Below are 26,677 nucleotides of genomic sequence, written 5' to 3' on the forward strand. Positions count from 1 at the left end.
GGGCCCGGCTCCGCCGCGGAGGCCGTCGTGGTGACCGACGGCCGGGTCACCACCCTGGAGCGCCGGGTCTCCGCCTTCCAGAGCCTCAGCCTCACGGTCACCGGGGACGCCGGGGTGCCGACGCCGCTGGACGACGTCCAAATGGATGACATCGCCCGCCTTCTCATCGCATAGCGGTACCAACGGGCAGTCGACAAAGAAGAGTATCCGTGACGGTTCGGCGACGGTTGACGGTGAATGCTCGATGAAGTCCTCTCTGCGCAGACTGCGGATCGGCTGGTTCCTGGGTGCTTCGGCGGCCTCGGCGGTGATACTCCTCGCCCTGGCCGGGCCGTCCGCCCAGTTGCTCTCCCACGACCCGCGGGGCGCCGGGAACGGCACCGGCGACCCCACGGTCGGCGTCGCCGCCCCCCGGCCGGGGCCCGAGGGCGGCGGCTCCGGAGGCGAGGAGCGGGCCCCGCGCGAGGCCGCCGGGGAGGCCGGGGCGGACGAAGCCGGGGCGGCCGGGTACGAGGAGCTGCTGGCGACCGTCATCGACCTCGACCCGGAGCTGACCGGCAGCGGCGAGCTGGTCCCGGTCCCCGGCAGCGACGCGGCGGCCGACCCGGACGCCGCCCGCGTGTACCGCTACCGGGTGGATGTGGAGAAAGGGCTGCCGGTGGACCCGGAGTTCTTCGCCGAGGTGGTGCACCGCACGCTGAACGACCCGCGCAGCTGGGGCGGCGACGGGCGGCGCGGGTTCGCCCGCGTCTCGGCCGGCTCCCCGGACTTCGTGGTCACCCTGGCCAGCCCCGGCACGACGGCCGAGTGGTGCGCCAAGGTCGGCCTGGACACCTGGGAGGACAACGTCTCCTGCGATGTGGCCTACACCGAGCGGATCATGATCAACGCGTGGCGGTTCGCCCAGGGCTCCGACACCTTCGGCGACGACATCGCCGGCTACCGCCACATGGTCATCAACCACGAGGTCGGGCACCGGCTCGGCCACGGGCACCACACCTGCACCACCGAGGGGGCCCTGGCCCCGGTCATGATGCAGCAGACCAAGACCCTGACCACCCCCGGCTCCGGCGTCAGCTGCCGGCCGAATCCGTGGCCGGACCCGGGGACGTGACCAGCAGCAGGGCGAAACGCTCCTGCGGGTCGGTCCACCAGTGGTCCACCGTCAGCTGGGCGGCCAGCAGTTCCTCGGTGAGACCGGCCCGCCGGAACTTGGTGGAGATCTCCGTACGGGTCTCCTCGCCGCGGCCGAAATCCACCGTCATGCCGAGCGCCGGGATCCGCACCGTCTGGGAGAAACGCGACCACAGCCGCATCTCCATCCGTTCCTCCTCCTCGTTCCACACGGCGCGGTGGTCGAAGTCGTTGAGGTCGAAGTCGGCTCCCAGCTCGCGGTTGAGGACGCGCAGGACGTTCTTGTTGAACTCCATGGTGACGCCCTGCTCGTCGTTGTAGGCGCGGCGCATCGTGGCCGGGTCCTTGACCAGGTCGACGCCGAGCAGCAGGGCGTCGTCCGGCCGCAGCAGGCCGCGCAGTTCGGTGTAGAAGGCGGCGCGCCGGGCGGGGTCGAAGTTGCCGAGGGTGCTGCCGAGGAAGGCGATCAGCCGGGGACCGGGCAGGTCGGGCAGCACCAGGCCGGTGTCGAAGTCGGCGACGGTGGCGTGCACCCGCAGCTCCGGGTAGTCCCGGCACAGGGCGTCGCCGGCCTCCTGGAGGGCCGATTCGCTGACGTCGATGGGCGCGTACAGCTCCAGGGTGCCGGCGGGCGCCGCGCCGGGGCCGGGCGCGCCGCCGTCGCTGTCGCCGGGGTGCTCGGCGGTCATGGTGCCGGTGGTCGTGGCGGCGGCCGGTTCCGGCCCCGGGGCCTCCTCGGCGGGCGGCTTCTTGCGTTTGCGCCCCCGGCCGAGCGCCCGGGGCAGGCCGAGGGCGACATCCATCGCGGGGCCCAGCTGCGGCCCGGCCGGTCCCGCGGTGGCCACGCCGCTGAGCGCGTCCACCAGCATCCGGGTCTTGCGGGAGGAGCCGGAGCCCAGCTCCACCAGCACCCGGGCCCGGGTGAGTCCGGCGATCTCGGGGGCGCGGGCGCGCAGGATCTGCCGCTCGGCGCGGGTCAGGTAGTACTCGGGGAGCCGGGTGATGCGGTCGAAGAGCTTGCTGCCGCGCTCGTCGTAGAACCACTTGGGCGGCAGGGTCTTGGGGGTGGAGGACAGGCCGGTCCTGACGTCCTCGGCCAGCGAGGTGGCCCGGTGGCCGGCGGGCAGCAGGTTCTCCAGGGTGAAGCGGGGGGTGTCCGTCACGGGTTGGTCCCTTCCACGGTGAGGATCGGCGCGGGCCCGGGATGGCGCGCGGTACGGGGGTGGGCGCGTGCGCGGTCGGGCGCGGGGCGCAGCGGGGCGCTGCGCACCCCCGAGCGGGTGGCGAGCACCAGCGAGCCCTCCGGGATCTCCCGCCAGTCGGCCGCGCCGCCGCTGGTGAGGCCGGGGGTGGGCTCGGAGGCGACGAGGACCCGGCCGGGGGTCTGCGCGTACCACAGGGAGTCGCCGTGCCGGGTGGCGATGACGGTGTCCCCGTCGGTGAGCAGCAGGTTCAGCCGGGCGGTGGGGCGGACGGCGGCCACGGCGCGTACCAGGGCGGCGACCGCGTCCACCGGCGGCAGGCCGGCCGTCAGCCGGCGCTCCAGCAGCGTCCACAGCAGGGCGGAGTCGCAGCGGCCGGCTCCGGCGAGCAGGTCGGCGGCGCGCAGCGGTCCGGCGGCCGGGCCGAGGTCGTCGGGGAGGCGTTCCCAGGCGTCGACGGCGCCGTTGTGGGAGAACAGCCAGCGGCCCGAGCGGTACGGGGCGGTGACGGCCTCGTCCGGGCTGGTGCCGGGGGTGGCGGAGCGGACGGCGGCCAGGACGGCGGTGCTGGCGATGGCGGCGGTCAGCTCGGGGAGGTTGCGGTCGTTCCAGATCGGCAGGGCGCGCCGGTAGCGGGCGGGTTCGGCGCCCTCGTACGGGTCGCCCGGGTACCAGCCGATGCCGAAGCCGTCGGCGTTGACGGTGCCGTGCTGCTGTTTGCGCGGCGCCCAGGACTGTTCGTACAGGCTGCCGGGCGGGGCGGTGAGCAGTTCGGCCAGGGAGATGGGGGCGACGCCCAGATAGGCGAGGTGGCGGCACATCAGGGTCTCCCCTCGTCGGCGGGCGCGGCGTCGCGGCAGGTGCGGAACCCGGCGAAGATCTGCCGCCGCACCGGAAGGTCCCAGTTGCGGAAGGTGGAGCGGCAGGCGACCGGGTCGGTGGCGAAGGAGCCGCCGCGCAGCACCTTGTAGCGGCCGGGGGCGCCGGGCGCGGGGAAGAAGACCTCGCTGTACTCGCGGTACGGGAAGGCGGCGAACCCCGGGTAGGGGGTGAAGTCGGAGGCGGTCCACTCCCAGACGTCGCCGAGCAGTTGCCGGGCTCCGCTGGGGGCGGCGCCGGCCGGGTGGGAGCCGGCCGGGGCGGGCTGGAGGTGGCGCTGGCCGAGTCCGGCCCGGTCGGGTCCGGGGCTGTCGTCGCCCCAGGGGTAGCGGGTGTCGCGGCCGGTGGCCGGGTCGTGGCGGGCGGCCTTCTCCCACTCGGCCTCGGTGGGCAGCCGGCGGCCGGCCCAGCGGGCGTACGCGTCGGCCTCGTACCAGCACACGTGCAGGACGGGCTGGTCGGGCGGGACCGGTTCGGTGCGGCCGAAGCGGCGCCGGTACCAGGGGCCGTGCGCGCCGTCGCGCTGCCAGAACTGCGGGGCGCTCAGGCCGGCGCGCATCCGGTGCTCCCAGCCTTCCGGGTCCCACCAGCGGGGGTCCTGGTAGCCGCCGTCGTCGATGAAGTCCTGGTAGGCGGCGTTGGTGACGGGCACGGTGTCGAGCCAGAACGGCGGCAGTTCGACGCCGTGGGCGGGGCGTTCGTTGTCCAGGGCCCAGGGGTCGGTGCTGGTGCCCATGGTGAAGGGGCCGCCCGGTACCAGGACCTCGGCGGGGAGTGCGACGGCGTCCGCCGGGGCGGGCGGGGGCGGCGGGGCGTCGAGTACGGGGGGTCCGTCCCGCAGCTGGTGGGTGGCGAGCATGGTCTCGTCGTGCTGCTGTTCGTGCTGGGCGGCCATGCCGAAGACGAAGCCGTGGCGCAGCAGCGGGTCGGGCCCGTCCTCGTCCGGGGAGGTGGACTCCAGGACCTCCAGGGCCTGTTCGCGCACCTCGGCGAGGTAGCGGCGGGCGGGGCCCGGTTTCAGCAGCGGCAGGGCGGGGCGGTCGGCGCGCGGGTGCCGGAAGGCGTCGTACAGGGGGTCGAGGTCGGGGCGCAGCGGCGGCCGGCCGCCCGCGCGGCGCACCAGCCAGATCTCCTCCTGGTTGCCGATGTGCGCGAGGTCCCAGCCGAGCGGGGACATCAGCGGGGAGTGCTGGGCCATGAGTTCGTCGTCGCCGAGGCAGTCGGTGAGGGCCAGGGTGCGGCGCCTGGCGGCTTCGAGGACGGCCTGCGGGGCCAGGGCGTCGGCGATCGCGGCCGGGTCGCGGGGCAGGGTGTACTCGCTCACGGCCGGTACCTCCCGGGGGCGGGCGGGTCGGCGGGGCGGTCGGCCTGGTGGGTGGTGTGCTGCCGGTGGACGGGGCCGGGGCGCGCGGGGCGGTCGGGGTGCAGGTGGTCGTCGGCGGGGCAGCGGCCGCGCGCGGCGTACCGGTCGGCGAAGTCGGCGACGACGCGGCGCAGACCGGCGGCGCCCGGGTCGCGGCCGAGGGCCGCGTCGGCGGCGGCGAAGCAGGCGCGGACGGCGCGGCCGAGTTCGGGGTCGGCGGGGCCGCGCTGGGCGGCGCGCAGCCAGACGGCGGTGGGCGGGTGCGGCCGGCCCCGGGTGAGGGGTTCGGTGGCGGCGTGGGCGGCCTCGGCGGCGGCCGGGTCGTCGAGCAGGGCGGCGGCGAGGGCGAGCGGGACGGCCCAGCGGTCGCCGCTCTGGGCGTCCACCATGCGCAGTTCCAGCCAGCCGCGCGGGCGCACGGGCGGGAAGAGGGTGCCGAGGTGGTAGTCGAGGTCGGCGGGCCGGGGGCGGTGGTCGCCGAGGGCGCCGCGCAGCCAGGAGCGGAACGTCACTCCGCCGGGCGCGTCCCAGCCGGCGGGCGGGGTGCGGCGGACGCACAGCAGGTGGGCGTCCAGGACGTAGCGGGTCCAGGCGGTACGGGGGTCGGGGTCGGTGGGGTCGGCGTCGGGCGGCCGGGTGCGGGTGGGGTCCATGCGGGCCCAGATGGCCTGCCGAGTGGAGACCCAGCCGGTGCGGCGGCCCCGCCACAGCGGGGAGTTGGCGAACGCGGCGACCAGCACCGGGCCCAGCCGGTGGGCGAGCCGCCAGCGGTAGCGGTAGCCGGTGGGGCCGGTGGAGTCGTCGCCCGCGTCGAGGTTGATCTGGACGGAGGCGGTGGCGCGCATCATCACCCGTCCCCAGGGTCCCGCCCGGTCGAAGGAGGACTCCATGGCCCCGTAGCGGGGGTGGTGCAGGACGCGGGGCAGGTCGCGGAAGGGTTCCAGGCCCAGCGAGCCGGTGGCCAGGCCCTCGCCGGCCAGGGCGGAGCGGACGGCGGCCAGGTCGGTGGCGGTGGCGCGGACGGCCTCGGCGAGGGAGGCGGCGGGCGGGGTGCTCAGCTCGACCTGGCCGCCGGGTTCGCGGGTGAGGCGGCTGCCGCAGGGCAGTCCGGCGGTGCCGGGCCGCTCCAGGGCGGCGAGGGCCGCGTCGACGCGGCGGGCGGGCACCATGCGGCGCGGGTCGGCGCGGTCGTGGACGAGCCACTCCAGTTCGGCGCCGACGCGTCCGGGCGGTCCGGTGGTGAAGCAGGCGCCGCCGATGTGGGCCTCGGCGTCGGCCTCCCGCAGGGGGACGGCGGTGGATGCGGTCGTCATGGGGCGGGCTCCTCGGGTTCGTGGGGCAGGCGGGCGGCGCGGCGGCGCAGGACGGCGGCGGTGACGGCGGCGCCGGCCAGGAAGGCGAGGCGGACCGTGCGGGGCCGGTTCAGGCGGTGTCCGGTGAGGTGGTCGGCGGAGTAGCGTCCGGGTCCCGCGATGCCGAGGGCGGCGGCGGTCCAGCCGAGGAGGGCGGGGAACTCGTAGCCGCCGGAGACGGCGAAGAAGCCGCCCGGGGTGTGGACGGCGACCGCCCCGGCCATGGCCCCGGCGGCGAGGGCTCCGGCGACGGGGGGGCGAGTCCGGCCGCGAGGAGGGTGCCGCCGGCCAGCTGGGCGCCGCCGGCCAGGAGGGCGCTGGGGCGGCCGGGGTGGAAGCCCATCCGTTCCATGCCGATGGATCCGGCGGCGAGGCCGGGGCCGCCGAACCAGCCGAAGAGGATCTGCGCCCCGTGGGCGAAGAGCACCCCGCCGGTCCCGGCGCGGAGCACGAGCAGCCCGGCGTCCTGCCGCCGCGAAAGCACCATGTCGCCTCCTTGGCAGCCTTTGCCGCTTTTCCGGACAAACACCCCACCAGTCTCCCGGGCCCTCCCCCGGCCCGCCGCCGCAGGTGACCCATCCGGGCGGGCGGGTACCGGGGCGGGGCCCTCCGGCCGGGGGTGTGCGGAATGGCAGCCGGGGTGGTGCCATGGAAGGAGAGGGGCGAAGGAGGGCTGAGGCATGACCTACGAGGACCGGCTCGACGCGGGGCGGCGGCTGGCCGTCGCCGTGGGGTATCTGCGCGGGCAGGACGTGGTCGTCATCGGGCTGTCCCGGGGCGGTGTGCCGGTGGCCGCCGAGGTGGCCAGGGCGCTGTGGGCACCGCTGGACGTCGGGGTGGTCCGCAAACTGGGGGTGCCGTTCCAGCCGGAGGTCGCCATGGGCGCGATCGGCGAGGACGGGGCCCGGATCATCAACGACGCGGTCATCAGGGGCGCCCACATCACCGACCGGGAGCTGGCGGCCGTGGAGCGCACCGAGCGGACGGAGCTGACCCGCCGGGCGCAGGCGTACCGGGCCGGCCGGCCCCGGGTGTCGCTGCGCGGCCGGACGGCGCTGGTCGTGGACGACGGGATGGCCACCGGCGCCACCGCGCGGGCAGCCTGCCGCTCGGCGCGGGAGCGCGGCGCCGCGCGGGTGGTGCTGGCCGTGCCGGTGGCGCCGCCCGACTGGGCCTCCCGGGTGGGCCGGGACGCCGACGAGCTGGTCTGTCCGCTGACCCCGGCCGACTTCGCGGCCGTCGGGCAGTTCTACGAGGACTTCGCGCCGACCACGGACCAGGAGGTCGTCGCCTGCCTGGCGCACGCCCGCCCCGAGGAGGCCGGCATCCCGGTGGTGGACCGGGACGGCCGGCGGCGGACGCTGACCGGCGAGCTGCTGGTGCCGGTGGGGGCCACCGGCGTGGTGATGTTCGCGCACGGCAGCGGCAGCGGGCGGCTCAGCCCGCGCAACCGGTTCGTCGCCGAGGCGATGCGGCAGGCCGGGCTCGGCACGCTGCTCTTCGATCTGCTGACCGGTGAGGAGGAGTCCGACCGGGCCAATGTCTTCGACACCCGGCTGCTGGCCGGCCGGCTGCGCGAGGCGACCGGCTGGCTGCGGGAGCGCCACCCCGGACTGGCCGTCGGGTACTTCGGCGCCAGCACCGGCGCGGCCGCCGCCCTGTGGGCCGCCGCCGAGCAGGGGGACGGGGCCGTCGCGGCGGTGGTGTCCCGGGGCGGACGGCCGGACCTGGCCGGGCCCCGGCTCGCCGAGGTGCGCGCCCCCACCCTGCTGATCGTGGGCGGCCGGGACGAGACGGTGATCGAGCTGAACCGGGAGGCGCAGGAGCGGCTGCGCGGCGAGACCCGGCTGACGGTGGTGCCGGGCGCCGGCCATCTCTTCGAGGAGCCGGGCGCCCTCTCGGAGGTCGCCGAACTGGCCCGGGACTGGTTCCTGGCCCACCTGCCGCAGGCGGCGGCCGGCCCGGGCAGCGCCCGGGCCGCCTGACATCCCTTACGGTCCGGTACGGTCCGGTCCCGGCGGTGGCGCGGGGCGCGACGGACGCCGGGCGGGCGGCGCGGCACCCGCCCGCGCGTCAGGCGTTCTTCCGCTTCCGCGCCAGGAAACCCTTCAGCCGCTGCCACGTCCAGGTGTTGATCACGTCGTCCGGGGTCAGCCAGCCGCGCTGCGCCGTACCCACCCCGTAGCGGGTGTGCGCCAGATGGGTCGTGGAGTGGGCGTCGCTGTCGATGGCGAACACCGCGCCGTGGTACCTGGCCCGCAGGATGAGTTCGTCGTTGAGGTCGAGCCGGTGCGGGTGGGAGTTCACCTCAAGCGCCGTCCCGGTCCGGGCGCAGGCCGCGAAGACCGCGTCCAGGTCCGCGTCGATCGGCGGCCGGCGGCCGATCTGCCGGGTGGTGGGGTGGCCGATGACGCTGACGTACGGGTTCTCGCAGGCCCGGATCAGCCGGCGGGTCTGCGCCGCCCGGTCCAGGGTGAAGTGCGAGTGGATGGAGGCCACGCACAGGTCGAAGCCCGCCAGGAACTCGCCCGGCCAGTCCACCTCGCCGTCCGGGCCGATGTTCAGCTCCGTGCCGTGCAGCAGCCGCAGCTTCTTGTACCGGCCGGCGAGCGCGCGCAACTGCTCGCGCTGCGCCAGGATCTTCTCGTCCGTCATCCGCTGCATGGACAGCTTCGGCGCGTGGTCGGTGACCGCGTAGTACGCGTAGCCGCGCGCCGCCGCGGTGGCCACCATGTCCTCCAGCGAGGAGAGACCGTCCGTCAGATCGGTGTGGGTGTGCAGGTCGCCGCGGAGGTCGTCCTCGGTGACCAGCCGGGGCAGTTCGCCGGCCAGTCCCGCCGCCACCTCGCCCCGGTCCTCGCGCAGCGTGGGCGGGATCCACGGCAGGCCGAGCGCCGCGTACACCTCCTCCTCGGTCGCGGCGGCCTTGCGGCGGCCCGACTTGGCGTGGAAGAGGCCGTACTCCGACAGCTTCAGGCCCTTGCGGACGGCGATCTCCCGGGTGCGGATGTTGTGCGCCTGCGATCCGGTGAAGTACTGGAGCCCCGCGCCGAAGGACGCGGGCGGCAGCACCCGCAGGTCGAGCTGGAGGCCCTTGACGGTGCGCACCGAGGTCTTCTTGTCGCCGTGCGCGATCACCTCGGCGGTGTGCGGCAGCGCGATGAACGCGTCCATCACCGCCGCCGGGTCCTCGGACGCCACCAGGAGGTCGATGTCGCCGATCGTCTCCCGCATCCGGCGCAGCGAACCGGCGTACACGCAGTGCTCCGGGTCGCAGCCGGTGGCCTCGCGCAGGGCCGCCACCGTCTCCTCGGCGATGTCGGTCGCCGCGGAGAGCAGGATGCGGTCGCCGGCCTGCTGCATGAGTTCCACGCCGTGCAGGATGTTGTCCGCCGTCTTGGGGCCGAAGCCCTTCAGGCCGCGCAGTTCGTCGCGCTCGATGGCCTTGACCAGGGCGTCGACCGAGGCGATGCCCAGCTCCTGGTGGAGCTGCATCGCCTTCTTCGGGCCGAGGGTGGGGATGGTGATCAGCTCCCTGACCCCGGCCGGGATCGCGGTACGGCGCTCGTCCACCGCTTTCATATGGCCGGTCCGCAGGAATTCGGCGACCTTGTCGGCGATGGATTTCCCGACGTTCGGAATCTCCCGGAGCCCTTTGGCGTCCAGCCGGGACACGTCCTCCGGATAGCCGCCGATGGCGCGCGCCGCCTTCTCGTAGGCGCGTGCCTTGAACGCGTCTCCGCCGGTGATGGCGAGGAGGTCGGCGTATTCGTTGAGCAGCGCCTCGACCTCCTCATTGGGCCGGGCCACGCTCTTCAGTCTAGGGACGGGCATGGGATTCCGCAGCGCGGGGTACCCGGCGTGCTCCGTTCGCGGCCGGGTCCAGTCGGTCCCGGCCGATCCGGAAGGAGGCGGGCTGTGCGGGCGACCTTTCCCCTGGGGCGGATCATGGGCATCAAGGTCGGGGTGCACTGGAGCGTGGTGCTGATCTTCGCCCTGATCGCCTTCGGTCTCGCGGCCGGAAGGCTGCCGCACGACCATCCCGGGCGCTCCTGGGCGCTGTACGCCCTCATCGGCGTGATCACCGCCGTGATCTTCTTCGTCTCGCTGCTCGCCCACGAGCTGGCGCACGCGGTGGTGGCCCGGCGCAACGGGGTGGGGGTGGACGACATCGTGCTGTGGCTGCTGGGCGGCGCCACCCGGATCCGTACCGAGGCGCCCGACCCGGGCGCCGAGCTGCGGATCGCCGGGGTCGGGCCGCTGGTGAGCCTGGTGCTCGGCGGTGCCTTCGCGCTGCTGGCCTGGCTGCTGGACGCGCTGTCGGCCTCCGCCACGGTGGTGGAGGGCGTGGTGTGGCTGGCGGCGATCAACATCCTGCTCGCCGTCTTCAACGCCATCCCGGCCGCGCCGCTGGACGGCGGGCGGCTGCTGCGCGCCTACCTGTGGTGGCGCGGCGGCGACCGGCTGCGGGCCATGGAGGGCGCGGCCCGCGCCGGTCAGGTCTTCGGCTGGGTGCTGGTGGTCCTGGGCCTGTTCTCCTTCCTGTGGGGCGCGGCGTTCGGCGGGCTGTGGCTGGCGCTGATCGGCTGGTTCCTGGTGATGGCCGCCTCGGCCGAGGGCCGGCAGGCGCGGCTGCGGGAGGTGCTGGCCGGGGTGTCGGTGGCGCAGGCCATGTCGCACGAGCCGGTCACCGTACCGGCCGGGCTGAGCGTGCTGCGGTTCCTGGAGGACGTCCTGATGCGCTCGCGGCACTCCGCGTTCCCGGTGATCGAGGTGGTCCCGGAGGGCGGGCCCGGCCGGCCGGTCGGCCTGGTGACGTCGGACCGGGCCGGGCAGGTGCCCCGGGACGCGCGGGAGGACACCACGATGGCGGACATCATGCAGCCGCTGGCCGACACCCGGGTGGTGGCGCCGGGCGATCCGCTCGCCGATGTGCTCCCCCAGCTCGAACCGGGCGCGTCCCGGCGCATCCTGGTGGTGGCGGACGGGGTCCTGGTCGGGGTGCTGTCGCCGTCCGACGTGAGCCGCATGGTGCGGGTGCTCACCGCCCGGCAGCAGCACCCCTCGCCCGGCGGGTGGGGCCCCGAGCGGTGACGCGGGGGCGGCGCCGGAGCGTTCCCGGGAGCGGTCCGCGCCCGTCGCCGCCGGCCGTCGGACTACGCTTGCCGTTCATGAGCAGCCGCCCCGCCCTCACCGGTCCGGCCTACCGCAGACTCAGCGTCGAGGAGCGTCATGCACAGCTGATCGCCAGCGCCCAGCGGCTGTTCGCCCGCCGGGCCCCCGAGGACGTCTCCCTGGACGATGTGGCCCGGGAGGCCGGTGTCTCCCGGCCGCTGGTGTACCGGTACTTCCCCGGCGGCAAGCAGCAGTTGTACGAGGCCGCCCTGCGCAAGGCCGCCGACCAGCTGGAGGGCTGCTTCGCGGTGCCGCACGAGGGGCCGCTCAGCCGGCGGCTCGGGCTCGGCCTGGACCGCTATCTGGCGTTCGTGGACGCGCACGACGAGGGGTTCGTGGCACTGCTCAAGGGCGGCAGCGTGGTGCGCACCTCCCGGACCTCCACGATCGTGGACCGGGTACGGCACGCCGCCGCCGGTCAGTTATTCGCCCACATGCAGGTCTCCGACCCCGGGCCGCGGCTGCTGCTGGTGGTGCGTACCTGGATCACCACGGTGGAGGCGGCCTCGCTGATCTGGCTGGACGAGAACAAGGAGCCCGCGCTGGACGAGCTGCGGGACTGGCTGATGGACCAGTTCGTGGCCCAGCTGGTGGTCACCGCCGGGCGGGACGGGCAGACGGCGGGCGTCCTGCGCGGGGCGGCGGCGCTGGAGGAGCCGGGCGGCCAGCTGGACGGGCTCATGGAGCGCACCCTCGCCGCGCTGGCGCCGAAGGACTGACCCGGCCCCGGGCGGCGGCCGGGCGGGCAGGCCCCGGACCGGCCGCCGCTGCCCGGGCGGAGCGGGCGGCTCAGCAGACGCTGTCCCGGGGCCGGGGGTTGGCCAGCCCGAACAGCGGGCGCAGCCGCAGCCCGGCCCAGGTGCCGGCCAGCGCGACCGCGCCCCAGATCCAGCCGTGCAGGCTGCCCGAGGCGATGCCCGCGAGGTAGGCGCCGATATTGCAGCCCCCGGCCAGCCGGGCCCCGATGCCCATCAGGACGCCGCCGACCACGGCCGCCACCGCGGTGCGGGCCGGGATGCCGCGGTGCAGCGCCCAGGTGCCGCCGAGCGCCGCCGCGAGGCCGGCGCCCAGCATGATGCCGATGTCGGTGAGGCTGTTCTTGTCGGCGAGCACCGCGCCGTCGAACATCGCCTGGTTGTTCGGCTGCTGCCAGAAGCTCCAGCTCTCCGGAGAGCCGCCGAGCACCCCGACGATCTTGGAGCCCCACAGGGCGAAGGCGCTGGTGATGCCCCAGGCGCCGCCGGAGACCAGCAGCACCCCGGCGCCGAGGACGGCGAGCACGACGGCACCGGCCGCGAGCGGCCAGGCGCCGCGCAGCGCCCGGGCCGCGCCCCTGGCGGTGGGCACCACCCCGGTCGGCGGCGGATTGCGGCGGGCCTGGACGTACCGGGTGAGCGCCACGATGCCGGCCAGCGCCACCAGGGTGAGGGCCCAGGAGCCGAGCCGGCCGACATGGTCGGAGAGCACCACCGCGTCATACGCCGGCAGATCGCTCCACAGGTCGAACTGCCAGGCCGCGAGGGTGGATCCGGCGATGAAGCCGCCGAGGGTCAGCACGATCGAGGACTGCCCGGAGCCGACCGCGAACAGGGTGCCGGAGGCGCAGGCGCCGCCCAGCTGCATACCGATGGCGAAGACGAAGGAGCCGATCAGCAGCCCGAGTCCGATCCGGCCGGCGGACGGCGCCGGCTCCGAGCCGAACAGGCCGGTCCCGGTGCCGATGATCACCGCGAAGAGCGTGGCGGTGGTGCCCAGCAGCAGGGCGTGGGCGCGCAGCCCGGCGCCGTTGCCGACCGCCACGAGCTGGCGCCAGGCGGAGGTGAAGCCGAACCGGGAGTGGAACAGCGCGACCCCCAGACCCAGACCGAGCAGCAGCAGGACGCCCTGCTGCGCGCCGTGTTCCGACCACACGTAAGCGGTGAGGGCGGCGCCGACGGCACCGAAGGCGGCGAGCGGACCGCGGCGCACGGCCGGCGCCGGCGGGGCGGGCGGCCGGGGCAGCGAGGTGGGGGCGGGCCTCAGCCATCCGGTGGCGGGTGGGGTCCGTGATCCGGACGCGGTATCGGGGACGGCTTCGGCGGGGGCGGTGGTCACTGGGGTCTCCGGGACGTACGGCGCGGCGCACCCCTGGCGGGGGCGCGCGCGAGGGGTGGGGGGAGCGTGCGAAGCGGGAGCGGGCGCGCTGAGGCTGCCGGGGCGTCAGCGGCTACACAGACCGTCGTCAACGCACCAGGCCGACATCGCGAACAGCGCGAGGCGCAGTGTGCGGGCAGGTGCGGACATGCAGTCGAGGGTAGGCTTCGGCGCCCGCCCGGGGGAAGGGGTGGTGACGGTCATCACCCCACCCGGCAAGGAGCAGGTCACCCGCTATGCGCAAGCCCCGCAAGGCCACTCGCCGGGTCGTGGCGGTCTTCCTCGCGGTCACCGCGCTCGCCTCCGGCGGCGCCACCGCGTTCCCCGCCACCACCGCGATGGCCGCATCCGCCACCGCATCGGCCGCACCCGACGTCGACCCGTTCCACTATCCGTGGCGCGGCGGCAATCCCCGGCACACCGACGGCCACGGCTACTACCGGGCCTCCTGCGTGTCGTTCGCGGCCTGGGCGATACGGTCGGACGGCCTGGCGCACCGCGCCTCGCCCGACTTCCTCGGGGACGCCCGCGCCTGGAAGGCACCGCGCACCACCACCGACTCGCCCCGGGTGGGCGATGTGGCGCAGTGGGCGGCGCACCACGCCGGGGCCGGGCCCCAGGGGCACGTCGCCTATGTGACGGCGGTGCACAAGGACGGCACGGTCCAGGTGCACGAGTACAACTGGCGGGGCTCCTACAACAACCACCAGCCGAACCGGCTGAACGTCCGCACCATCCCGGTCTCCGAGCCCACCCGCTATCTGCGGTTCTGAGCCGCGGGGTCCGGCTGGGAGACTGGCCGGTGTGAAGAGCGAGGAGACCGCGTTCGTCGGTGGGCCCCTGGACGGCCGGACCCTGCCCGTGCTGCTGGGGCCCACCGGCAAACCGCCGAAGACGTACGAGGTGCCGGTGCCCGGCGTGGACGGCGGCCCGGCCACCGTGCACGTCTACCGGCTGGAGGCCGCCGGGTACACCAGACGGCTGCGGGTGCCGCGCGGCTGGAAGTACGTGTACGACCCGGAGGGCCGCCGGTCCTCCGGTCCGCACTGGCCCTGGCGGCGGCGCCGGACCACCGGCGGCAGCTGACCCGGCGTCACCGCCCCGTCACTCTCCCGTACCCGCCCGGCGGGCCGTCACCGGCCGTCCGGCCCATGATCGGGGCATGACCACCAGGACCCGCCGGCTGCCGGCCCTGCTGCTCGCCGTCCTCACCCTGGCCGCCGCCCCGGCCGCCCGCGCCGAACCGGTGGACGCCGGACCGCCGGGCACCGCCGCGCTCCTCGCGGAGCTGCACACCCTGTACGAACGGGCCGGGGCCGCCACCGACGCGTACAACGCGACCGAGGAGCGGCTGACCGCGCAGCGCGACCGGGTCGCCGAACTGTCCCGGCGGCTGGCGGACACCCGTACCGAACTGGCCGCCACCCGGGACGCCATCGGCGCGCTGGCCCGCGAGCAGTACCGGGGCGGCGGGCTGATCCTGCCCGCCTCGCTGCGGCTGCTGCTGGGGGCCGACCCGGACCGGGAACTGACCGGGGCGGCGGCGCTGGAGCGGGCGGCGGAGTCGGCGGCGGCCGCCCTGGAGCGGCTGGAGACCGGCGAGCGGCACGAGGGCGAGCTGGCGGGCGAGGCGCGCGCGGCGCTGGACGCGCAGCAGGAGCTGGCCGAGGAACGGGAGCGGCAGCGGGACGCGGTGACGGAGCGTCTGGAGGAGGTGGAGACCCTGCTGGCGGGGCTGTCCGAGCCGGAGCTGGCCGAGCTGGCGGCACTGGAGCGGACCGGGACGGCCCGCGCCCAGGAGCAGCTGCTGGCCCGGGGAGCGCTCGGCGAGGAGCTGTCCCGGGCGCCGTCCGCCGAGGGCGAGCGGGCGCTGGCGTACGCGATCGAGCAGCTGGGCAAGCCGTACGCGTGGGGCGCCGAGGGCCCGGACAGCTTCGACTGCTCGGGGCTGACCATGCAGGCGTGGGCGCTGGGCGCGGGACGGCCGATCCCGCGCACCTCGCAGCAGCAGTGGGAGCGGCTGGAGCGGGTGCCGCTGGACGCGCTGCGGCCGGGGGACCTGGTGGTGTACTTCGAGGACGCCACCCATGTCGGCCTGTACGCGGGCGACGGCATGGTGATCCACGCGCCGCGCCCGGGCGCCACGGTCAAGGTGTCACCGCTGGCGGCGAACCCGCCGCTGGGGGCGGTGCGCCCGGACCCGGAGGCCGAGCCGCTGCCGTCGTGGACTCCCCCGGACCTGCCCGACTGGGCGAGCGAGGGCGAGGACAGCGGCTACGACCATCCGTGAGGGCGCGTCAGCGGGCCGCCTGGCCCGGTGCGGTGCCGGCCCGCAGTTCGGCGCGCAGCTGAGGGGTCAGCAGATGGCCGGCGCGGCCCACGAAGCGGGCCATGTGGTAGGTGACCATGCTGATGTCGGCGTCGGGCGCGGCGTAGACGCCGAGCAGCGAGCCGTCGCTGATGGACATCACCACCAGGCTGCCGTCGTCCATGGCGACCAGCGTCTGCCGTACCTCACCGCCCTCCATGAGCTGGGCGGCGCCCCGGGTGAGGCTGCCCAGCCCGGAGACCACGGTGGCCAGATCGGCCGTGGCGCCGTACGGGCCCGCGTAGCCGCTGCGGGCCGCCGCGTCGGGCTGGCTGGAGAGCAGCGGCAGGCCGTCGGCCGAGACCACGGCCACCGACCGCATGCCCGGCACCTCTTCGACCAGCCGCGTCAGCAGCCAGCGCAGATCACTCATCGGGGTTGTCGGGGTTGTCATGCGCGACCGTCCTCCTCCGCGGCGGCGTCCCGGTGCCCGGCACGTGCGCCGCGCTGGAAGCCGCCGAGCCGCCGCCGTAGTTCCTCGGCGTCCGTGCCCCGGCTCGGTGTGAGATCCGGGGACTCGGCCGCCGGCATGGAGCCTACGGGGGTGACGCCTCGGGTGCGCACCGGCAGGCCGTTCTCCGTTGTTTCCGGGGTCCAGGAACCGGTGCCCGGGGCGGCGGAGTCCGCCGCCCGGGTGTGTTCCTGAGGGTTGGGGGTGGGGGTGGGGGTGGTGGCGTCCCGCTGGCCGGGGACCTGGACGGCCGGGGCCGCCGGGGCCGCCGGGGCGCCGGGCGCCGCCCGGTGCGGCGCGGGCTGCTCCGGTGCCGGGGCCGGCCGGTCCTGGGGCTGCGGCGCGACGGTGGGCACCGGCTGGGTGCCCGCCACGGTGGGGGTGGCGCCGGTGCCGTCCACGGGCGGGTACCCGGTGGGGGTGGACTCCACCAGCGCGGCCGGGACGATCACCTCGGCGACGGTGCCGCCGCCGGGCCGGGCGTGCAGCCAGCAGCCGAGGCCGTGCCGGGCGGCGAGCCGCGCGACGGTGTACAGGCCCATGCCGATGCCGGGACCGAGGTCGGCGCCGGCCGGCGGGGTGGTGGAGTCGCCCAGCCGGGCGTTGAGTTCGGCGATGCGCTGCTCGGAGAGCCCGGGGCCCTCGTCCTCGACGTGCAGGGTGAGCACCTGTCCGGCGCCGGGGCACCAGCCGGTCAGCCGGACCCGGGCGCCGGGCGGGGAGAAGGCGGTGGCGTTGTCGAGCAGTTCGGCCAGCAGATGGCTGAGGTCGCGGGCGGCGACGCCCATGATGCGCACGGCCGGCGGCGGGGTGGTCTCGACCACCTCGTACCGCTCTATCTCACTGACCGCCGCCCGCAGGACGTCGATGAGCGGCATCGGCTCGGTGGGCTGGACGGCGGGCTCGGCGCCGGCCAGCAGCAGCAGGTTCTCGCCGTGCCGCCGCACCCGGGCGGCCAGGTGGTCGAGGGAGAAGAGGACGGCCAGCTGGTCGGGGTCGGTCTCGTGCTCCTCCAGCCCTTCCAGGACGGCGAGCTGTTCGGAGACGAGCATGAGGATGCGTTCGGCGTGGTCGGCGAACATGCCGTGCACGGCGCCGTGCAGCCGCTGGAGCTGGGCGCCCAGCTCCTGCTGTTCGACGAGCAGCCGGTCGCGCTCGGCGCGCAGCCCGCCGCTGTCCCGCGACGCCTCCAGCGCGCGCTGGTGCAGATCGAGGGCGCGCGCGTGCAGCGCGTTGACGGCGGCGACGACCTCGGCGAACTCGTCGTTGCGGCCGGTGTACTTGACCGGTTCCTGGGTGGTGGGGTCGGCGGCGACCCGGCTGGAGCCGAGCCGGACGGCGGCGAGCGGGCGGGTGAGCGAGCGGGCGGTCTGCACGGAGACCGCCAGGACCAGGGTGAAGGCCGCGAGCACGATGCCGGACTTGATCTGGAGCGCCATCAGCTCGCTGTCGCGGGCCTTGGCGAGGCGCGCGGTGTGCTCGGTGCTCAGCTCGCCGAGCACGGCGCGCTGGGCGGCGGTGCGGGCGGCGAGGGCGTCGTGCACGTCGCCCCGGTCCAGGGCGCGGTCCGCCGCGGTGAAGCCGGTGCCGGTGGCGAGACCGGCCAGGTACTCCTCGGCGGTGTCGATCTCCTCGCCGCTGACGGTCTCCGCGTAGGCGTCGCGTGCGGTGGGGCCGGCCAGATCGGCGAAGTCGGCGAGCGCCGCCTCCTCGCGGGCGCGCTCCAGGTGCACGAGCCGGGACAGCTCCAGTTGTTCGCCGGTGCCCAGGAGGGCGGCCAACAGCAGGCCGCGGGTGGCGGCGGAGGAGTCGGTGGCGCGGATCAGGTCGGGGAGCGCGTCGGCGGTGGGGTCGGCGGCGTCCGGCGGGGTGGCGCGGGCGGTGTCCCGGGTCAGGCCCTCCAGGGCGCTGATCATCGCGGTGTAGCCGGCGCTGATCTCCTCCGGGGTGGCCTCGCCGGCCACCGCGGCGTCGCGCAGCGGGATGAGGTCGGTCAGCGGATCGCGGGCGGCGGCCGGGAGTTCGGCGCGCAGCTCGGTGATCTTGCGGTCGGCGCGGGCGCGGTTCTCCGGGCTGAGGGCCGAGTCGAGCGGCTGCCGGCTGCCGGTGACGGCCGAGGCGGCCACCGCCGCGGTGAGGGTGTCGCGTTCGTCGGCCAGGGTGTGGGCGAGGGTGAGGGCGCGTTCGGCGACGGCGGTCTCCTCGGCGAGGCGCTGCGCGTCCTTGTAGTCGTTGCCCGCGGAGACGACCATCGGGGCTCCGGCGCCGAGCACGGCGAGGCCGCTGAGGAACACGCCGATCAGCAGCCTGCTGCGGACCCGGCTGCCGCGCCGTCTGCGGGTGGCGCGGGGGGCTGCCGGTTCGGCGGGATCGCGCAGTGTCGTGTTCCGCACCTGTGCTCGCATTCTCATCCTGGCGTCCGGCGAGCGGCCGGCTGGGGGGTCCAGCGTGTCGGAGGTACGCCGGTCCCGCGTTCGGTCAGCACGACCTTGCCAGCGCTGACGGGCGGAAAGGCGGCGTCCCTGAACCGGCCACCCGAAGGAGTGAACAACACCCGGGGTCGGTGGACAAGCCGAGGATAAGGCCCCACCAGGGCAATGCACGATTCGGCTGGAAATCCGCACGGCTCCCTGACAGGATCGGCGCGCGCCACCCCACTTAACGGACCATGACGTCGGATGCCCCGACAAATCCGGGACCACGGACGGCTATTGCCATGTACATTCAGTCAGCAACGGAACCGGGTGATTCCGGCCACCCCAACGAGGACTTCTGCGCGGCCGCGCAGCCGGCCTCCGGGCACGGCGGGGCACTGGTACTGCTGGACGGGGTGACCCCGCCGGCCGGCGACGACGGCTGCGTGCACGGGGTCCCGTGGTTTACGGCACGGCTCGGCGGGGCATTGCTGGAGCTGTCCGGTTCCCTGGCGGATGTCCCGCTTTCGGAGTGTCTGGCACGGGCCATCACCCGCACCGCCGCCGCCCACCGCGCGACGTGTGAACTATCTCACCCCCGCACACCACAGGCCACGGTCGCCTGCGCGCGCTGGTCGGAGCACACCGTCGAGTACCTGGTGCTGTGCGACACCGCGCTGCTGATCCGGCATCAGGACGGCACCGTCCGCCCCGTCCTGGACGACCGGCTGGAGCGGGTGCTGGCGGCGGCGCGCACCGCACCGGCCGGCGAGCGGGCCGCCCGGGTGGAGGGGCTGCGCAACGCGCCCGGCGGCTTCTTCACGGCGGCCGCCGACCCGGCGGTGGCGCACCGGGCGGTGACCGGCGAGGTGCCACGCTCCGGGGTACGGGCGCTGGCGGCGCTGACGGACGGCGCGAGCCGCTGGACCGAGGTGTTCCGGCTCGGCGACTGGACCCGGCTCTTCGACGTCCTGGAGGAGTCGGGGCCGCACGGCCTGATCGCCCGGGTGCGCACCGCGGAGCGGGCCGATCCGGCGGGCACCCGGCACCCCCGGGGCAAGATCCACGACGACGCCTCGGCCCTGCTCGCCCTGACCGGTGCCTGACACCTCTCTCCCCTCCTCCCCGTCCCCACCCGCCCGGCGGCTGCGCGAGGATGGGGCCATGACGGTTCACGGTGACGACCACCCCGACGACCGCCCCCAGGTGCTGGACCGCCGCACCGGCCCGTACGGCGAAGTGGTGCTGCGGCGGCACGGCGGCCTCCTCCAGATCATCGCCAACGGCACCTTCCTCATGGACACCTCGGACGGGCGCTCCGAACGGCTGCTGATCCGCGCCGCGCTCACCGCCCTGGACGCCGGGCCCGGCACGCCCCCGGCCGCCCCCGCCCTGCTGATCGGCGGTCTCGGCGTCGGCTTCTCCCTCGACGAGGCCGCCGCCTCACCGCGCTGGGGCTCCATCACCGTCGCCGAGCGGGAGAGCGCCGTCATCGACTGGCACCGGGACGGGCCGCTGCGCCCGCTCACCGAGGCCGCGCTCGCCGATCCGCGCACCGCACTCGTCCACACCGACCTGCTCGACCACCTGGCCGCCGCGCCCGGCCGGTACGACGCGCTGTGTCTGGACATCGACAACGGCCCGGACTGGACCGTCACCGACGACAACGCCGGCCTCTACTCCCCCGCGGGACTCGCCGCCTGCCGCACCGCCCTCACCCCCGGCGGCGTCCTGGTGATCTGGTCCGCCCTGCCCTCGCCCGCATTTGAGCGGCACCTGCGCGATGCCGGATTCACCACGGTGCGCACCGAAGAGGTGCCGGTTGCCCGAGGCGTACCCGACGTGCTCTTTCTCGCCAGCCATCATTACGCCAGCCCATCCGCGTAGCCGCATGTCAGGTGCGGGCTCTACGCTGCACGTACTACCCAGCGTTCCACCTGACGAGCGCCACACCCAGACGAGTGCCGGCAGCAGCCGGCCGGCAACGGACCTTTCCGGGGGCGGAAGATGACCCAGACACACACCCGAACGGCAGACCGGACGCCGTCCGGCGATCCGGTGCAGGACGGCGGAGCCCCGGAGCAGGACCAGCAGACCCGCGAACGCGCGACGGCGCACGGTGCGGCCACGGCCAGCACCCCGGGCGCCCAGCGCCGGGTCCTGGTGGTCGAGGACGATCCGACCATCGTGGAGGCCATCGCCGCCCGGCTGCGCGCCGAGGGCTTCCTGGTGCAGACGGCCGCCGACGGCCCCGCCGCCGTGGAGACCGCCGCCTCCTGGCACCCGGACCTGCTGGTCCTGGACGTGATGCTGCCGGGCTTCGACGGTCTGGAGGTGTGCCGCCGGGTGCAGTCCCAGCGCCCGGTGCCGGTCCTCATGCTCACCGCACGGGACGACGAGACCGACATGCTGGTGGGCCTGGGCGTCGGCGCCGACGACTACATGACCAAGCCGTTCTCCATGCGCGAGCTGGTCGCCCGCACCCATGTGCTGCTGCGCCGCGTCGAGCGGGCCACCGTCGCCGCCACCACGCCGCGCCCCGGCAGCGTACGGCTCGGCGACCTGGAGATCGACCGCACCCAGCGCCGGGTCCGGGCGGCGGGCAAGGACGTGCATCTGACGCCCACCGAGTTCGACCTGCTGATGTGCCTGGCCCGCTCCCCCCGCGCGGTGCTCACCCGCGAGCAGCTGCTGGCCGAGGTCTGGGACTGGGCCGACGCCTCCGGCACCCGTACCGTGGACAGCCATGTCAAGGCACTCCGCAGAAAGATCGGAGCGGAGCGGATCCGCACCGTCCACGGCGTCGGATACGCCCTGGAGACTCCCCCCGGCTTCGCCGCGGAACCCCCGGTCGCCCGGCAGGCGCCCGTCGAGGGCTGAGCCCGTGCCCGACCCGCCCCCCGGGGTCCCGCTCTCCCGCCGCACCTGGGCGCTGCTGCGCCCGCTGGACCCGTACCGCTCGGTGAAGGCCGCGCTCGGCTGGCTGGTGATCGTCTCGGTCGGCATCACCACGGTGCTGATCCTGATGGCCTACCGCTCCGACATCGAGCTGCAGGTCATCGCCATCATCGCGATCATCGCCTCGCTGCTGGTCACCCAGTTCGTGGCGCACTCGCTGGCCGCTCCGCTGCTGGAGATGACGGCCGCCTCGCGGGCGATGGCGCGCGGCGACTACGGCCGCCGGGTGCACGTGGCCCGGCGCGACGAACTCGGTGACCTCGCGGACGCCTTCAACCGGATGGCCGCCGACCTCCAGGCCGTGGACCGGCACCGCAAGGAGCTGGTCGCCAACGTCTCGCACGAGCTGCGCACCCCCATCGCCGGGCTGCGCGCCGTCCTGGAGAACGTGGTGGACGGGGTCTCGGAGGCCGATCCGCAGACCATGGCCACCGCGCTGCGGCAGACCGAGCGGCTCGGCCGGCTGGTGGAGCAGCTGCTGGACCTGTCCCGGCTGGAGAACGGGGTGGTGCCGCTGTCGCCGCGCCGCTTCCGGGTGGAGCCGTATCTGAGCGCGGTGCTGGACGGCGCGCACATGGCGATGGGGCGCGGCCACTCCCGCACGGATGTCCGGCTGCGGCTGGATGTGGCGCCGGGGCTGCACGCGCACGCCGATCCGGAGCGGCTGGATCAGGTGGTGACGAATCTGGTGGACAACGCCGTCAAGCACAGTCCGCGCGACGGCACGGTGACGGTGCTGGCCCGGCCGGGGGCCGCGGCGGGCTCCCTGGTGCTGGAGGTGCTGGACGAGGGCCCGGGGATTCCGCCGGCGCAGCGGGATCTGGTCTTCGAGCGGTTCGGACGCGGCACCAATGGCGTCACGCAGCGTGACGGAGGGACGGGTCTGGGGCTGGCGATCGCGCGCTGGGCGGTGGATCTGCACGGCGGGACGATCGGTGTGGCCGAATCCATACGCGGTTGTCGCATCCGGCTCACTCTCCCGGGTAATAACGAGGTAAAGGGTTGACGTAGGCTCGCCAGGGGCGGAGCAGCCCGGATCCACCGGCCGCAGGTCGGGTGGGGTGCGGCGGCTCCGGCCCGGAAACGGACCGCGCCGCCGCGGCAGCCGTTGCTTTGTCGTTCCCGGATCGTGCCGAACTTGGTTCGATTCCCGCACAATCGAGTGCCGAAACCCGACCGGGAATGTGACGTACGCGACTGCTGGGCCCACAGGACTGCGGAGGAGGGGTCGACAGGCGTAGCCTTGATTCCCGCTGTCCATTACCTTGCGAAGCGGAAGAGGGCGGTTGCCGCCGTGTCGCCACAGTCCACGGACACCTCGGGTGTCGAGACCGAACAAGCTGGATCTCAGAAGAGCCCTGCCGCCGGCTTCGGTGCCAACGAATGGCTCGTCGACGAGATCTACCAGCAGTACCTCCAGGACCCCAATTCCGTAGACCGGGCCTGGTGGGACTTCTTCGCCGACTACAAGCCGGGCCAGGCCAAGCAGACGGGGGACGGTTCGCCCGCCCCCGAGAAGGCTCCGTCGGCGCGAGCCGGTCAGGCCCCCGCGGCGCCCGCGGCGGCCCCGGCTCCGGCTCCGGCCGCCGCCCAGGCTCCCGCACCGGCTGCACAGCCGGCGCCCGCCCCGGCGAAGGCGCAGGCCCCCGCCGAGGAGGTGTCCGGGGGCCCCGAGCTGATCACGCTGCGCGGTCCGGCCGCGGCGGTCGCGAAGAACATGAACGCCTCCCGCGACCTGCCCACCGCCACCTCCGTGCGCGCGGTTCCGGTGAAGCTGCTGTTCGACAACCGCATCGTCATCAACAACCACCTCAAGCGCGCCCGCGGCGGCAAGGTGTCCTTCACGCACCTCATCGGCTACGCCATGGTGCAGGCGCTGAAGGCGATGCCGGCCATCAACTACTCCTACCAGGAGAAGGACGGCAAGCCGACCCTCGTCAAGCCCGAGCACGTCAACCTCGGGCTCGCCATCGACCTGGTCAAGCCCAACGGTGACCGGCAGCTCGTGGTGGCCGGCATCAAGAAGGCCGAGACGCTCACCTTCTTCGAGTTCTGGCAGGCGTACGAGGACATCGTGCGCCGCGCCCGCTCCGGGAAGCTGACGATGGAGGACTTCTCCGGCGTCACCGCCTCCCTGACCAACCCCGGCGGCATCGGCACCGTGCACTCGGTACCGCGTCTGATGCCCGGCCAGGGCGTCATCCTGGGCGTCGGCGCCATGGAGTACCCGGCGGAGTTCCAGGGTTCCTCCCAGGCCACGCTCAACCGCCTGGGCATCTCCAAGGTGATGACCCTCACCAGCACCTACGACCACCGGGTCATCCAGGGTGCGGCCTCCGGCGAGTTCCTGCGGCTGATCTCCCAGCTGCTGCTCGGCCAGCACAACTTCTACGACGACATCTTCGAGGCCCTGCGGATCCCGTACGAGCCCGTCCGCTGGCACCAGGACATCGACGTCAACCACGACGACGAAGTCACCAAGGCCGCCCGGGTGTTCGACCTGATCCACTCCTACCGGGTGCGCGGCCACCTCATGGCCGACACCGACCCGCTGGAGTACAAGCAGCGCAAGCACCCCGACCTGGACATCACCGAGCACGGCCTCACCCTGTGGGACCTGGAGCGGGAGTTCGCGGTCGGCGGCTTCGCCGGCAAGTCCATGATGACGCTGCGCGACATCCTCGGCGTGCTCCGCGACTCGTACTGCCGCACCACCGGCATCGAGTACATGCACATCCAGGATCCCAAGGAGCGCAAGTGGATCCAGGACCGCGTCGAGCGGGGGCACACCCCGCCCGAGCGCGAGGAGCAGCTGCGCATCCTGCGCCGGCTCAACGCCTCCGAGGCGTTCGAAACGTTCCTCCAGACCAAGTACGTGGGCCAGAAGCGGTTCTCGCTGGAGGGCGGCGAGACCGTCATCCCGCTGCTGGACTCCGTGCTGGACGAGGCCGCCGCCGCCTCGCTGGACGAGGCCGTGATCGGCATGGCGCACCGCGGCCGGCTGAACGTGCTGGCCAACGTCGTCGGCAAGTCCTACGCGCAGATCTTCCGGGAGTTCGAGGGCAACCTCGACCCGAAGTCGATGCACGGCTCCGGCGACGTGAAGTACCACCTGGGCACCGAGGGCACCTTCACCGGTCTCTCCGGTGAGCAGATCACCGTGTCGCTGGCCGCCAACCCCTCCCACCTGGAGGCGGTGGACCCGATCGTCGAGGGTGTCGCCCGCGCCAAGCAGGACATCATCGGCAAGGGCGGCAAGGACTTCACCGTCCTGCCGATCCTCATCCACGGTGACGCGGCGTTCGCCGGCCAGGGCGTGGTCGCCGAGACCCTCAACATGTCGCAGCTGCGCGGCTACCGCACCGGCGGCACCGTGCACATCGTCATCAACAACCAGGTCGGGTACACGGCGACGGCCGCCGCCGCCCGCTCCTCGATGTACTGCACCGACGTGGCGCGGATGATCGAGGCCCCGATCTTCCACGTCAACGGCGACGACCCGGAGGCGGTGTGCCGGGTGGCGCGCCTGGCCTTCGAGTACCGGCAGGCGTTCAACAAGGACGTCGTCATCGACCTCGTCTGCTACCGGCGCCGCGGCCACAACGAGACGGACAACCCGTCCTTCACCCAGCCGCTGATGTACGACCTGATCGACAAGAAGCGCTCGGTGCGCAAGCTGTACACCGAGTCGCTGATCGGCCGGGGCGACATCACCCTGGAGGAGGCCGAGCAGGCGCTCCAGGACTTCCAGGGCCAGCTGGAGAAGGTCTTCAAGGAGGTCCGCGAGGCCACCGGTTCCCCGGCCCCGGCCGGGGTCCCCGCCCCGCAGGCGGAGTTCCCGGTGGCGGTGGAGACCGCGGTGTCCGCCGAGGTCGTCAAGCGGATCGCCGAGTCGCAGGTCAACATCCCCGAGCGGATCACCGTCCACCCCCGGCTGCTGCCGCAGATGCAGCGCCGCGCGGCGATGGTCGAGGAGGGGACGATCGACTGGGCGATGGGCGAACTGCTCGCGATCGGCTCGCTGCTGATGGAGGGCACCACCGTCCGGCTCGCCGGCCAGGACTCGCGGCGCGGCACCTTCGGCCAGCGGCACGCGGTGCTCATCGACCGCAACACCGGCGAGGACTACACCCCGCTGCAGTACCTGAGCGAGGACCAGGCCCGGTTCAACGTCTACGACTCGCTGCTGAGCGAGTACGCGGCGATGGGCTTCGAGTACGGCTACTCGCTCGCCCGCCCGGACTCCCTGGTGATGTGGGAGGCGCAGTTCGGTGACTTCGCCAACGGTGCCTCAACCGTCATCGACGAGTTCATCTCCTCGGCGGAGCAGAAGTGGGGCCAGACCTCCGGGGTCACCCTGCTGCTGCCGCACGGCTACGAGGGCCAGGGCCCGGACCACTCCTCGGCCCGGATCGAGCGCTTCCTCCAGCTGTGCGCGCAGAACAACATGACGGTCGCGGCGCCCACCCTGCCGTCGAACTACTTCCACCTGCTGCGCTGGCAGGTGCACAACCCGCACCACAAGCCGCTGGTGGTCTTCACCCCGAAGTCGATGCTGCGGCTGAAGGCGGCGGCCTCGAAGGCGGAGGAGTTCACCACCGGTGGCTTCCGGCCGCTGATCGGTGACAGCACGGTGGACCCGGACCAGGTGCGCAAGGTGGTGTTCTGCTCCGGCAAGGTCTACTACGACCTGGAGGCGGAGCGCGCCAAGCGCGGGGCCACGGACACGGCGATCATCCGTCTGGAGCGGCTGTACCCGCTGCCGACGGAGGAGATCCGTACCGAGATCGCCCGGTACCGCAACGCCGCCACCTATGTGTGGGCGCAGGAGGAGCCGGCCAACCAGGGCGCGTGGCCGTTCATCGCGCTCAACCTGGTCGACCACCTCCAGCTGATCATCGGCTCGAAGCCGGTGGCGGACGCCAACCGGCTGCGGCGGGTGTCGCGTCCGGCGTCGTCCTCGCCCGCGGTGGGTTCGGCCAAGCGGCACCAGATCGAGCAGCAGACCCTGATCAACGAGGTCTTCGAGTTGTAGGAAGCCCCGCGATCGCACCGAAGCGGCGCCCGTCCCCGGCCAGGGGGCGGGCGCCGCTTCCGTGGGGGGCGCCCGCCGGGAGGTTCAACGGGGGTGGCCGCCGCCGGGCTCCGGGCGGGGCCGGGCCAGGGTGGTGGCGCGCTCGGCGGCCCGTACCCGGTGCCCGGTGCCCCGGTCCTTCAGCTGCGGCTCCTCGGTGGCGCAGATGTCCTG

The 26,677-nt window shown here is 74.4% G+C and carries 20 protein-coding genes and 1 pseudogene; 12 read left to right on the forward strand and 9 right to left on the reverse strand.

From position 1 onward, the window contains the following. Window positions 1-244 precede the first annotated feature (244 nt). On the forward strand, window positions 245-1,114 hold the full coding sequence (locus ACFV5N_RS07385) for a DUF3152 domain-containing protein (protein WP_385595309.1): 870 nt from the start codon (window positions 245-247) through the stop codon (window positions 1,112-1,114). Here ACFV5N_RS07385 and ACFV5N_RS07390 read toward each other — a convergent pair. The 5 genes and pseudogenes from ACFV5N_RS07390 to ACFV5N_RS07410 form a co-directional block, all read right to left on the reverse strand. Then, entirely contained in the window at window positions 1,074-2,297 is a 1,224-nt protein-coding gene (locus ACFV5N_RS07390; RefSeq protein WP_385595312.1) for an L-histidine N(alpha)-methyltransferase, read from the reverse strand. The two genes, ACFV5N_RS07385 and ACFV5N_RS07390, sit on opposite strands and share 41 nt — an antisense overlap. Further along, entirely contained in the window at window positions 2,294-3,157 is an 864-nt protein-coding gene (gene egtC, locus ACFV5N_RS07395) for an ergothioneine biosynthesis protein EgtC (protein WP_385595315.1), read from the reverse strand. Before egtC ends, ACFV5N_RS07390 begins: the two co-directional genes overlap by 4 nt. Further along, entirely contained in the window at window positions 3,157-4,539 is a 1,383-nt protein-coding gene (gene egtB / locus ACFV5N_RS07400; RefSeq protein WP_385595318.1) for an ergothioneine biosynthesis protein EgtB, read from the reverse strand. The genes egtC and egtB overlap by 1 nt, the downstream gene beginning before the upstream one ends. Continuing rightward, window positions 4,536-5,891 carry an ergothioneine biosynthesis glutamate--cysteine ligase EgtA gene (egtA, locus tag ACFV5N_RS07405; protein WP_385595321.1) on the reverse strand — a complete coding sequence of 452 codons (1,356 nt, stop codon included), beginning with the start codon at window positions 5,889-5,891 and terminating at the stop codon, window positions 4,536-4,538. The genes egtB and egtA overlap by 4 nt, the downstream gene beginning before the upstream one ends. Beyond that, a pseudogene (locus ACFV5N_RS07410) lies at window positions 5,888-6,417 on the reverse strand (DoxX family protein). Before ACFV5N_RS07410 ends, egtA begins: the two are co-directional and overlap by 4 nt. A gap of 193 nt (window positions 6,418-6,610) precedes the next feature. Here ACFV5N_RS07410 and ACFV5N_RS07415 point away from each other — a divergent pair. Continuing rightward, complete coding sequence (locus ACFV5N_RS07415) at window positions 6,611-7,915, forward strand: phosphoribosyltransferase family protein (protein WP_385595322.1); 1,305 nt, start codon at window positions 6,611-6,613, stop codon at window positions 7,913-7,915. An 88-nt stretch (window positions 7,916-8,003) separates the two neighbouring features. On the opposite strand, the gene polX is transcribed toward ACFV5N_RS07415, so the two are convergent. Further along, complete coding sequence (gene polX, locus ACFV5N_RS07420) at window positions 8,004-9,740, reverse strand: DNA polymerase/3'-5' exonuclease PolX (protein ID WP_385595325.1); 1,737 nt, start codon at window positions 9,738-9,740, stop codon at window positions 8,004-8,006. Between the two features lie 108 nt (window positions 9,741-9,848). Between polX and ACFV5N_RS07425 the strand changes: the two genes are divergently transcribed. Continuing rightward, on the forward strand, window positions 9,849-11,024 hold the full coding sequence (locus tag ACFV5N_RS07425; protein ID WP_385595327.1) for a site-2 protease family protein: 1,176 nt from the start codon (window positions 9,849-9,851) through the stop codon (window positions 11,022-11,024). Between the two features lie 77 nt (window positions 11,025-11,101). Next, entirely contained in the window at window positions 11,102-11,824 is a 723-nt protein-coding gene (locus tag ACFV5N_RS07430) for a TetR/AcrR family transcriptional regulator (RefSeq protein ID WP_385595330.1), read from the forward strand. A gap of 70 nt (window positions 11,825-11,894) precedes the next feature. Here the strand turns inward: ACFV5N_RS07430 and ACFV5N_RS07435 are convergent, their stop codons facing one another. Continuing rightward, complete coding sequence (locus ACFV5N_RS07435; RefSeq protein WP_385595332.1) at window positions 11,895-13,199, reverse strand: YeeE/YedE family protein; 1,305 nt, start codon at window positions 13,197-13,199, stop codon at window positions 11,895-11,897. Between the two features lie 275 nt (window positions 13,200-13,474). Between ACFV5N_RS07435 and ACFV5N_RS07440 the strand changes: the two genes are divergently transcribed. The 3 genes from ACFV5N_RS07440 to ACFV5N_RS07450 all read left to right on the forward strand — a co-directional run bounded on the left by ACFV5N_RS07440 (window position 13,475) and on the right by ACFV5N_RS07450 (window position 15,528). Then, window positions 13,475-14,011 carry a CHAP domain-containing protein gene (locus ACFV5N_RS07440; protein WP_385595335.1) on the forward strand — a complete coding sequence of 179 codons (537 nt, stop codon included), beginning with the start codon at window positions 13,475-13,477 and terminating at the stop codon, window positions 14,009-14,011. 31 nt (window positions 14,012-14,042) lie between these two features. Next, a complete protein-coding gene (locus tag ACFV5N_RS07445; RefSeq protein ID WP_385595338.1) occupies window positions 14,043-14,324 on the forward strand; it encodes a hypothetical protein in 282 nt (93 codons plus the stop codon). 76 nt (window positions 14,325-14,400) lie between these two features. Then, a complete protein-coding gene (locus tag ACFV5N_RS07450; RefSeq protein ID WP_385595341.1) occupies window positions 14,401-15,528 on the forward strand; it encodes an NlpC/P60 family protein in 1,128 nt (375 codons plus the stop codon). A 7-nt stretch (window positions 15,529-15,535) separates the two neighbouring features. On the opposite strand, the gene ACFV5N_RS07455 is transcribed toward ACFV5N_RS07450, so the two are convergent. Together ACFV5N_RS07455 and ACFV5N_RS07460 are read right to left on the reverse strand one after the other, a co-directional pair. Continuing rightward, entirely contained in the window at window positions 15,536-16,000 is a 465-nt protein-coding gene (locus ACFV5N_RS07455) for a roadblock/LC7 domain-containing protein (protein WP_026047819.1), read from the reverse strand. Then, on the reverse strand, window positions 15,997-18,450 hold the full coding sequence (locus ACFV5N_RS07460) for a nitrate- and nitrite sensing domain-containing protein (RefSeq protein WP_385595344.1): 2,454 nt from the start codon (window positions 18,448-18,450) through the stop codon (window positions 15,997-15,999). The genes ACFV5N_RS07455 and ACFV5N_RS07460 overlap by 4 nt, the downstream gene beginning before the upstream one ends. Window positions 18,451-18,773: 323 nt before the next feature. Here ACFV5N_RS07460 and ACFV5N_RS07465 point away from each other — a divergent pair, with 323 nt between their 5' ends. The 5 genes from ACFV5N_RS07465 to ACFV5N_RS07485 all read left to right on the forward strand — a co-directional run bounded on the left by ACFV5N_RS07465 (window position 18,774) and on the right by ACFV5N_RS07485 (window position 26,464). After that, a complete protein-coding gene (locus ACFV5N_RS07465; protein ID WP_385595347.1) occupies window positions 18,774-19,577 on the forward strand; it encodes a protein phosphatase 2C domain-containing protein in 804 nt (267 codons plus the stop codon). A 58-nt stretch (window positions 19,578-19,635) separates the two neighbouring features. Next, the gene (locus ACFV5N_RS07470) at window positions 19,636-20,358 is read left to right on the forward strand and encodes a spermidine synthase (RefSeq protein WP_385595349.1); all 723 of its coding nucleotides are present in this window, start codon (window positions 19,636-19,638) and stop codon (window positions 20,356-20,358) included. Between the two features lie 120 nt (window positions 20,359-20,478). Then, entirely contained in the window at window positions 20,479-21,351 is an 873-nt protein-coding gene (locus ACFV5N_RS07475; RefSeq protein WP_385595351.1) for a response regulator transcription factor, read from the forward strand. A gap of 4 nt (window positions 21,352-21,355) precedes the next feature. Next, a complete protein-coding gene (locus tag ACFV5N_RS07480; protein ID WP_385595354.1) occupies window positions 21,356-22,435 on the forward strand; it encodes an ATP-binding protein in 1,080 nt (359 codons plus the stop codon). A 288-nt stretch (window positions 22,436-22,723) separates the two neighbouring features. Then, window positions 22,724-26,464, forward strand: a complete 3,741-nt coding sequence (locus tag ACFV5N_RS07485; protein ID WP_385595357.1) for a multifunctional oxoglutarate decarboxylase/oxoglutarate dehydrogenase thiamine pyrophosphate-binding subunit/dihydrolipoyllysine-residue succinyltransferase subunit — start codon at window positions 22,724-22,726, stop codon at window positions 26,462-26,464. The last annotated feature ends 213 nt before the right edge of the window (window positions 26,465-26,677 follow it).

This window comes from Streptomyces sp. NPDC059853 (genome assembly GCF_042731495.1).
GTDB lineage: Bacteria > Actinomycetota > Actinomycetes > Streptomycetales > Streptomycetaceae > Streptomyces.

Bases quoted from the DNA above. Each gene is read 5' to 3' on its own strand.
- ACFV5N_RS07385 (WP_385595309.1), top strand. From the start codon at position 245: ATGAAGTCCTCTCTGCGCAGACTGCGGATCGGCTGGTTCCTGGGTGCT.
- egtC (WP_385595315.1), bottom strand. From the start codon at position 3,157: ATGTGCCGCCACCTCGCCTATCTGGGCGTCGCCCCCATCTCCCTGGCC.
- egtA (WP_385595321.1), bottom strand. From the start codon at position 5,891: ATGACGACCGCATCCACCGCCGTCCCCCTGCGGGAGGCCGACGCCGAG.
- ACFV5N_RS07415 (WP_385595322.1), top strand. From the start codon at position 6,611: ATGACCTACGAGGACCGGCTCGACGCGGGGCGGCGGCTGGCCGTCGCC.
- ACFV5N_RS07430 (WP_385595330.1), top strand. From the start codon at position 11,102: ATGAGCAGCCGCCCCGCCCTCACCGGTCCGGCCTACCGCAGACTCAGC.
- ACFV5N_RS07440 (WP_385595335.1), top strand. From the start codon at position 13,475: ATGCGCAAGCCCCGCAAGGCCACTCGCCGGGTCGTGGCGGTCTTCCTC.
- ACFV5N_RS07450 (WP_385595341.1), top strand. From the start codon at position 14,401: ATGACCACCAGGACCCGCCGGCTGCCGGCCCTGCTGCTCGCCGTCCTC.
- ACFV5N_RS07455 (WP_026047819.1), bottom strand. From the start codon at position 16,000: ATGACAACCCCGACAACCCCGATGAGTGATCTGCGCTGGCTGCTGACG.
- ACFV5N_RS07465 (WP_385595347.1), top strand. From the start codon at position 18,774: ATGTACATTCAGTCAGCAACGGAACCGGGTGATTCCGGCCACCCCAAC.
- ACFV5N_RS07470 (WP_385595349.1), top strand. From the start codon at position 19,636: ATGACGGTTCACGGTGACGACCACCCCGACGACCGCCCCCAGGTGCTG.
- ACFV5N_RS07475 (WP_385595351.1), top strand. From the start codon at position 20,479: ATGACCCAGACACACACCCGAACGGCAGACCGGACGCCGTCCGGCGAT.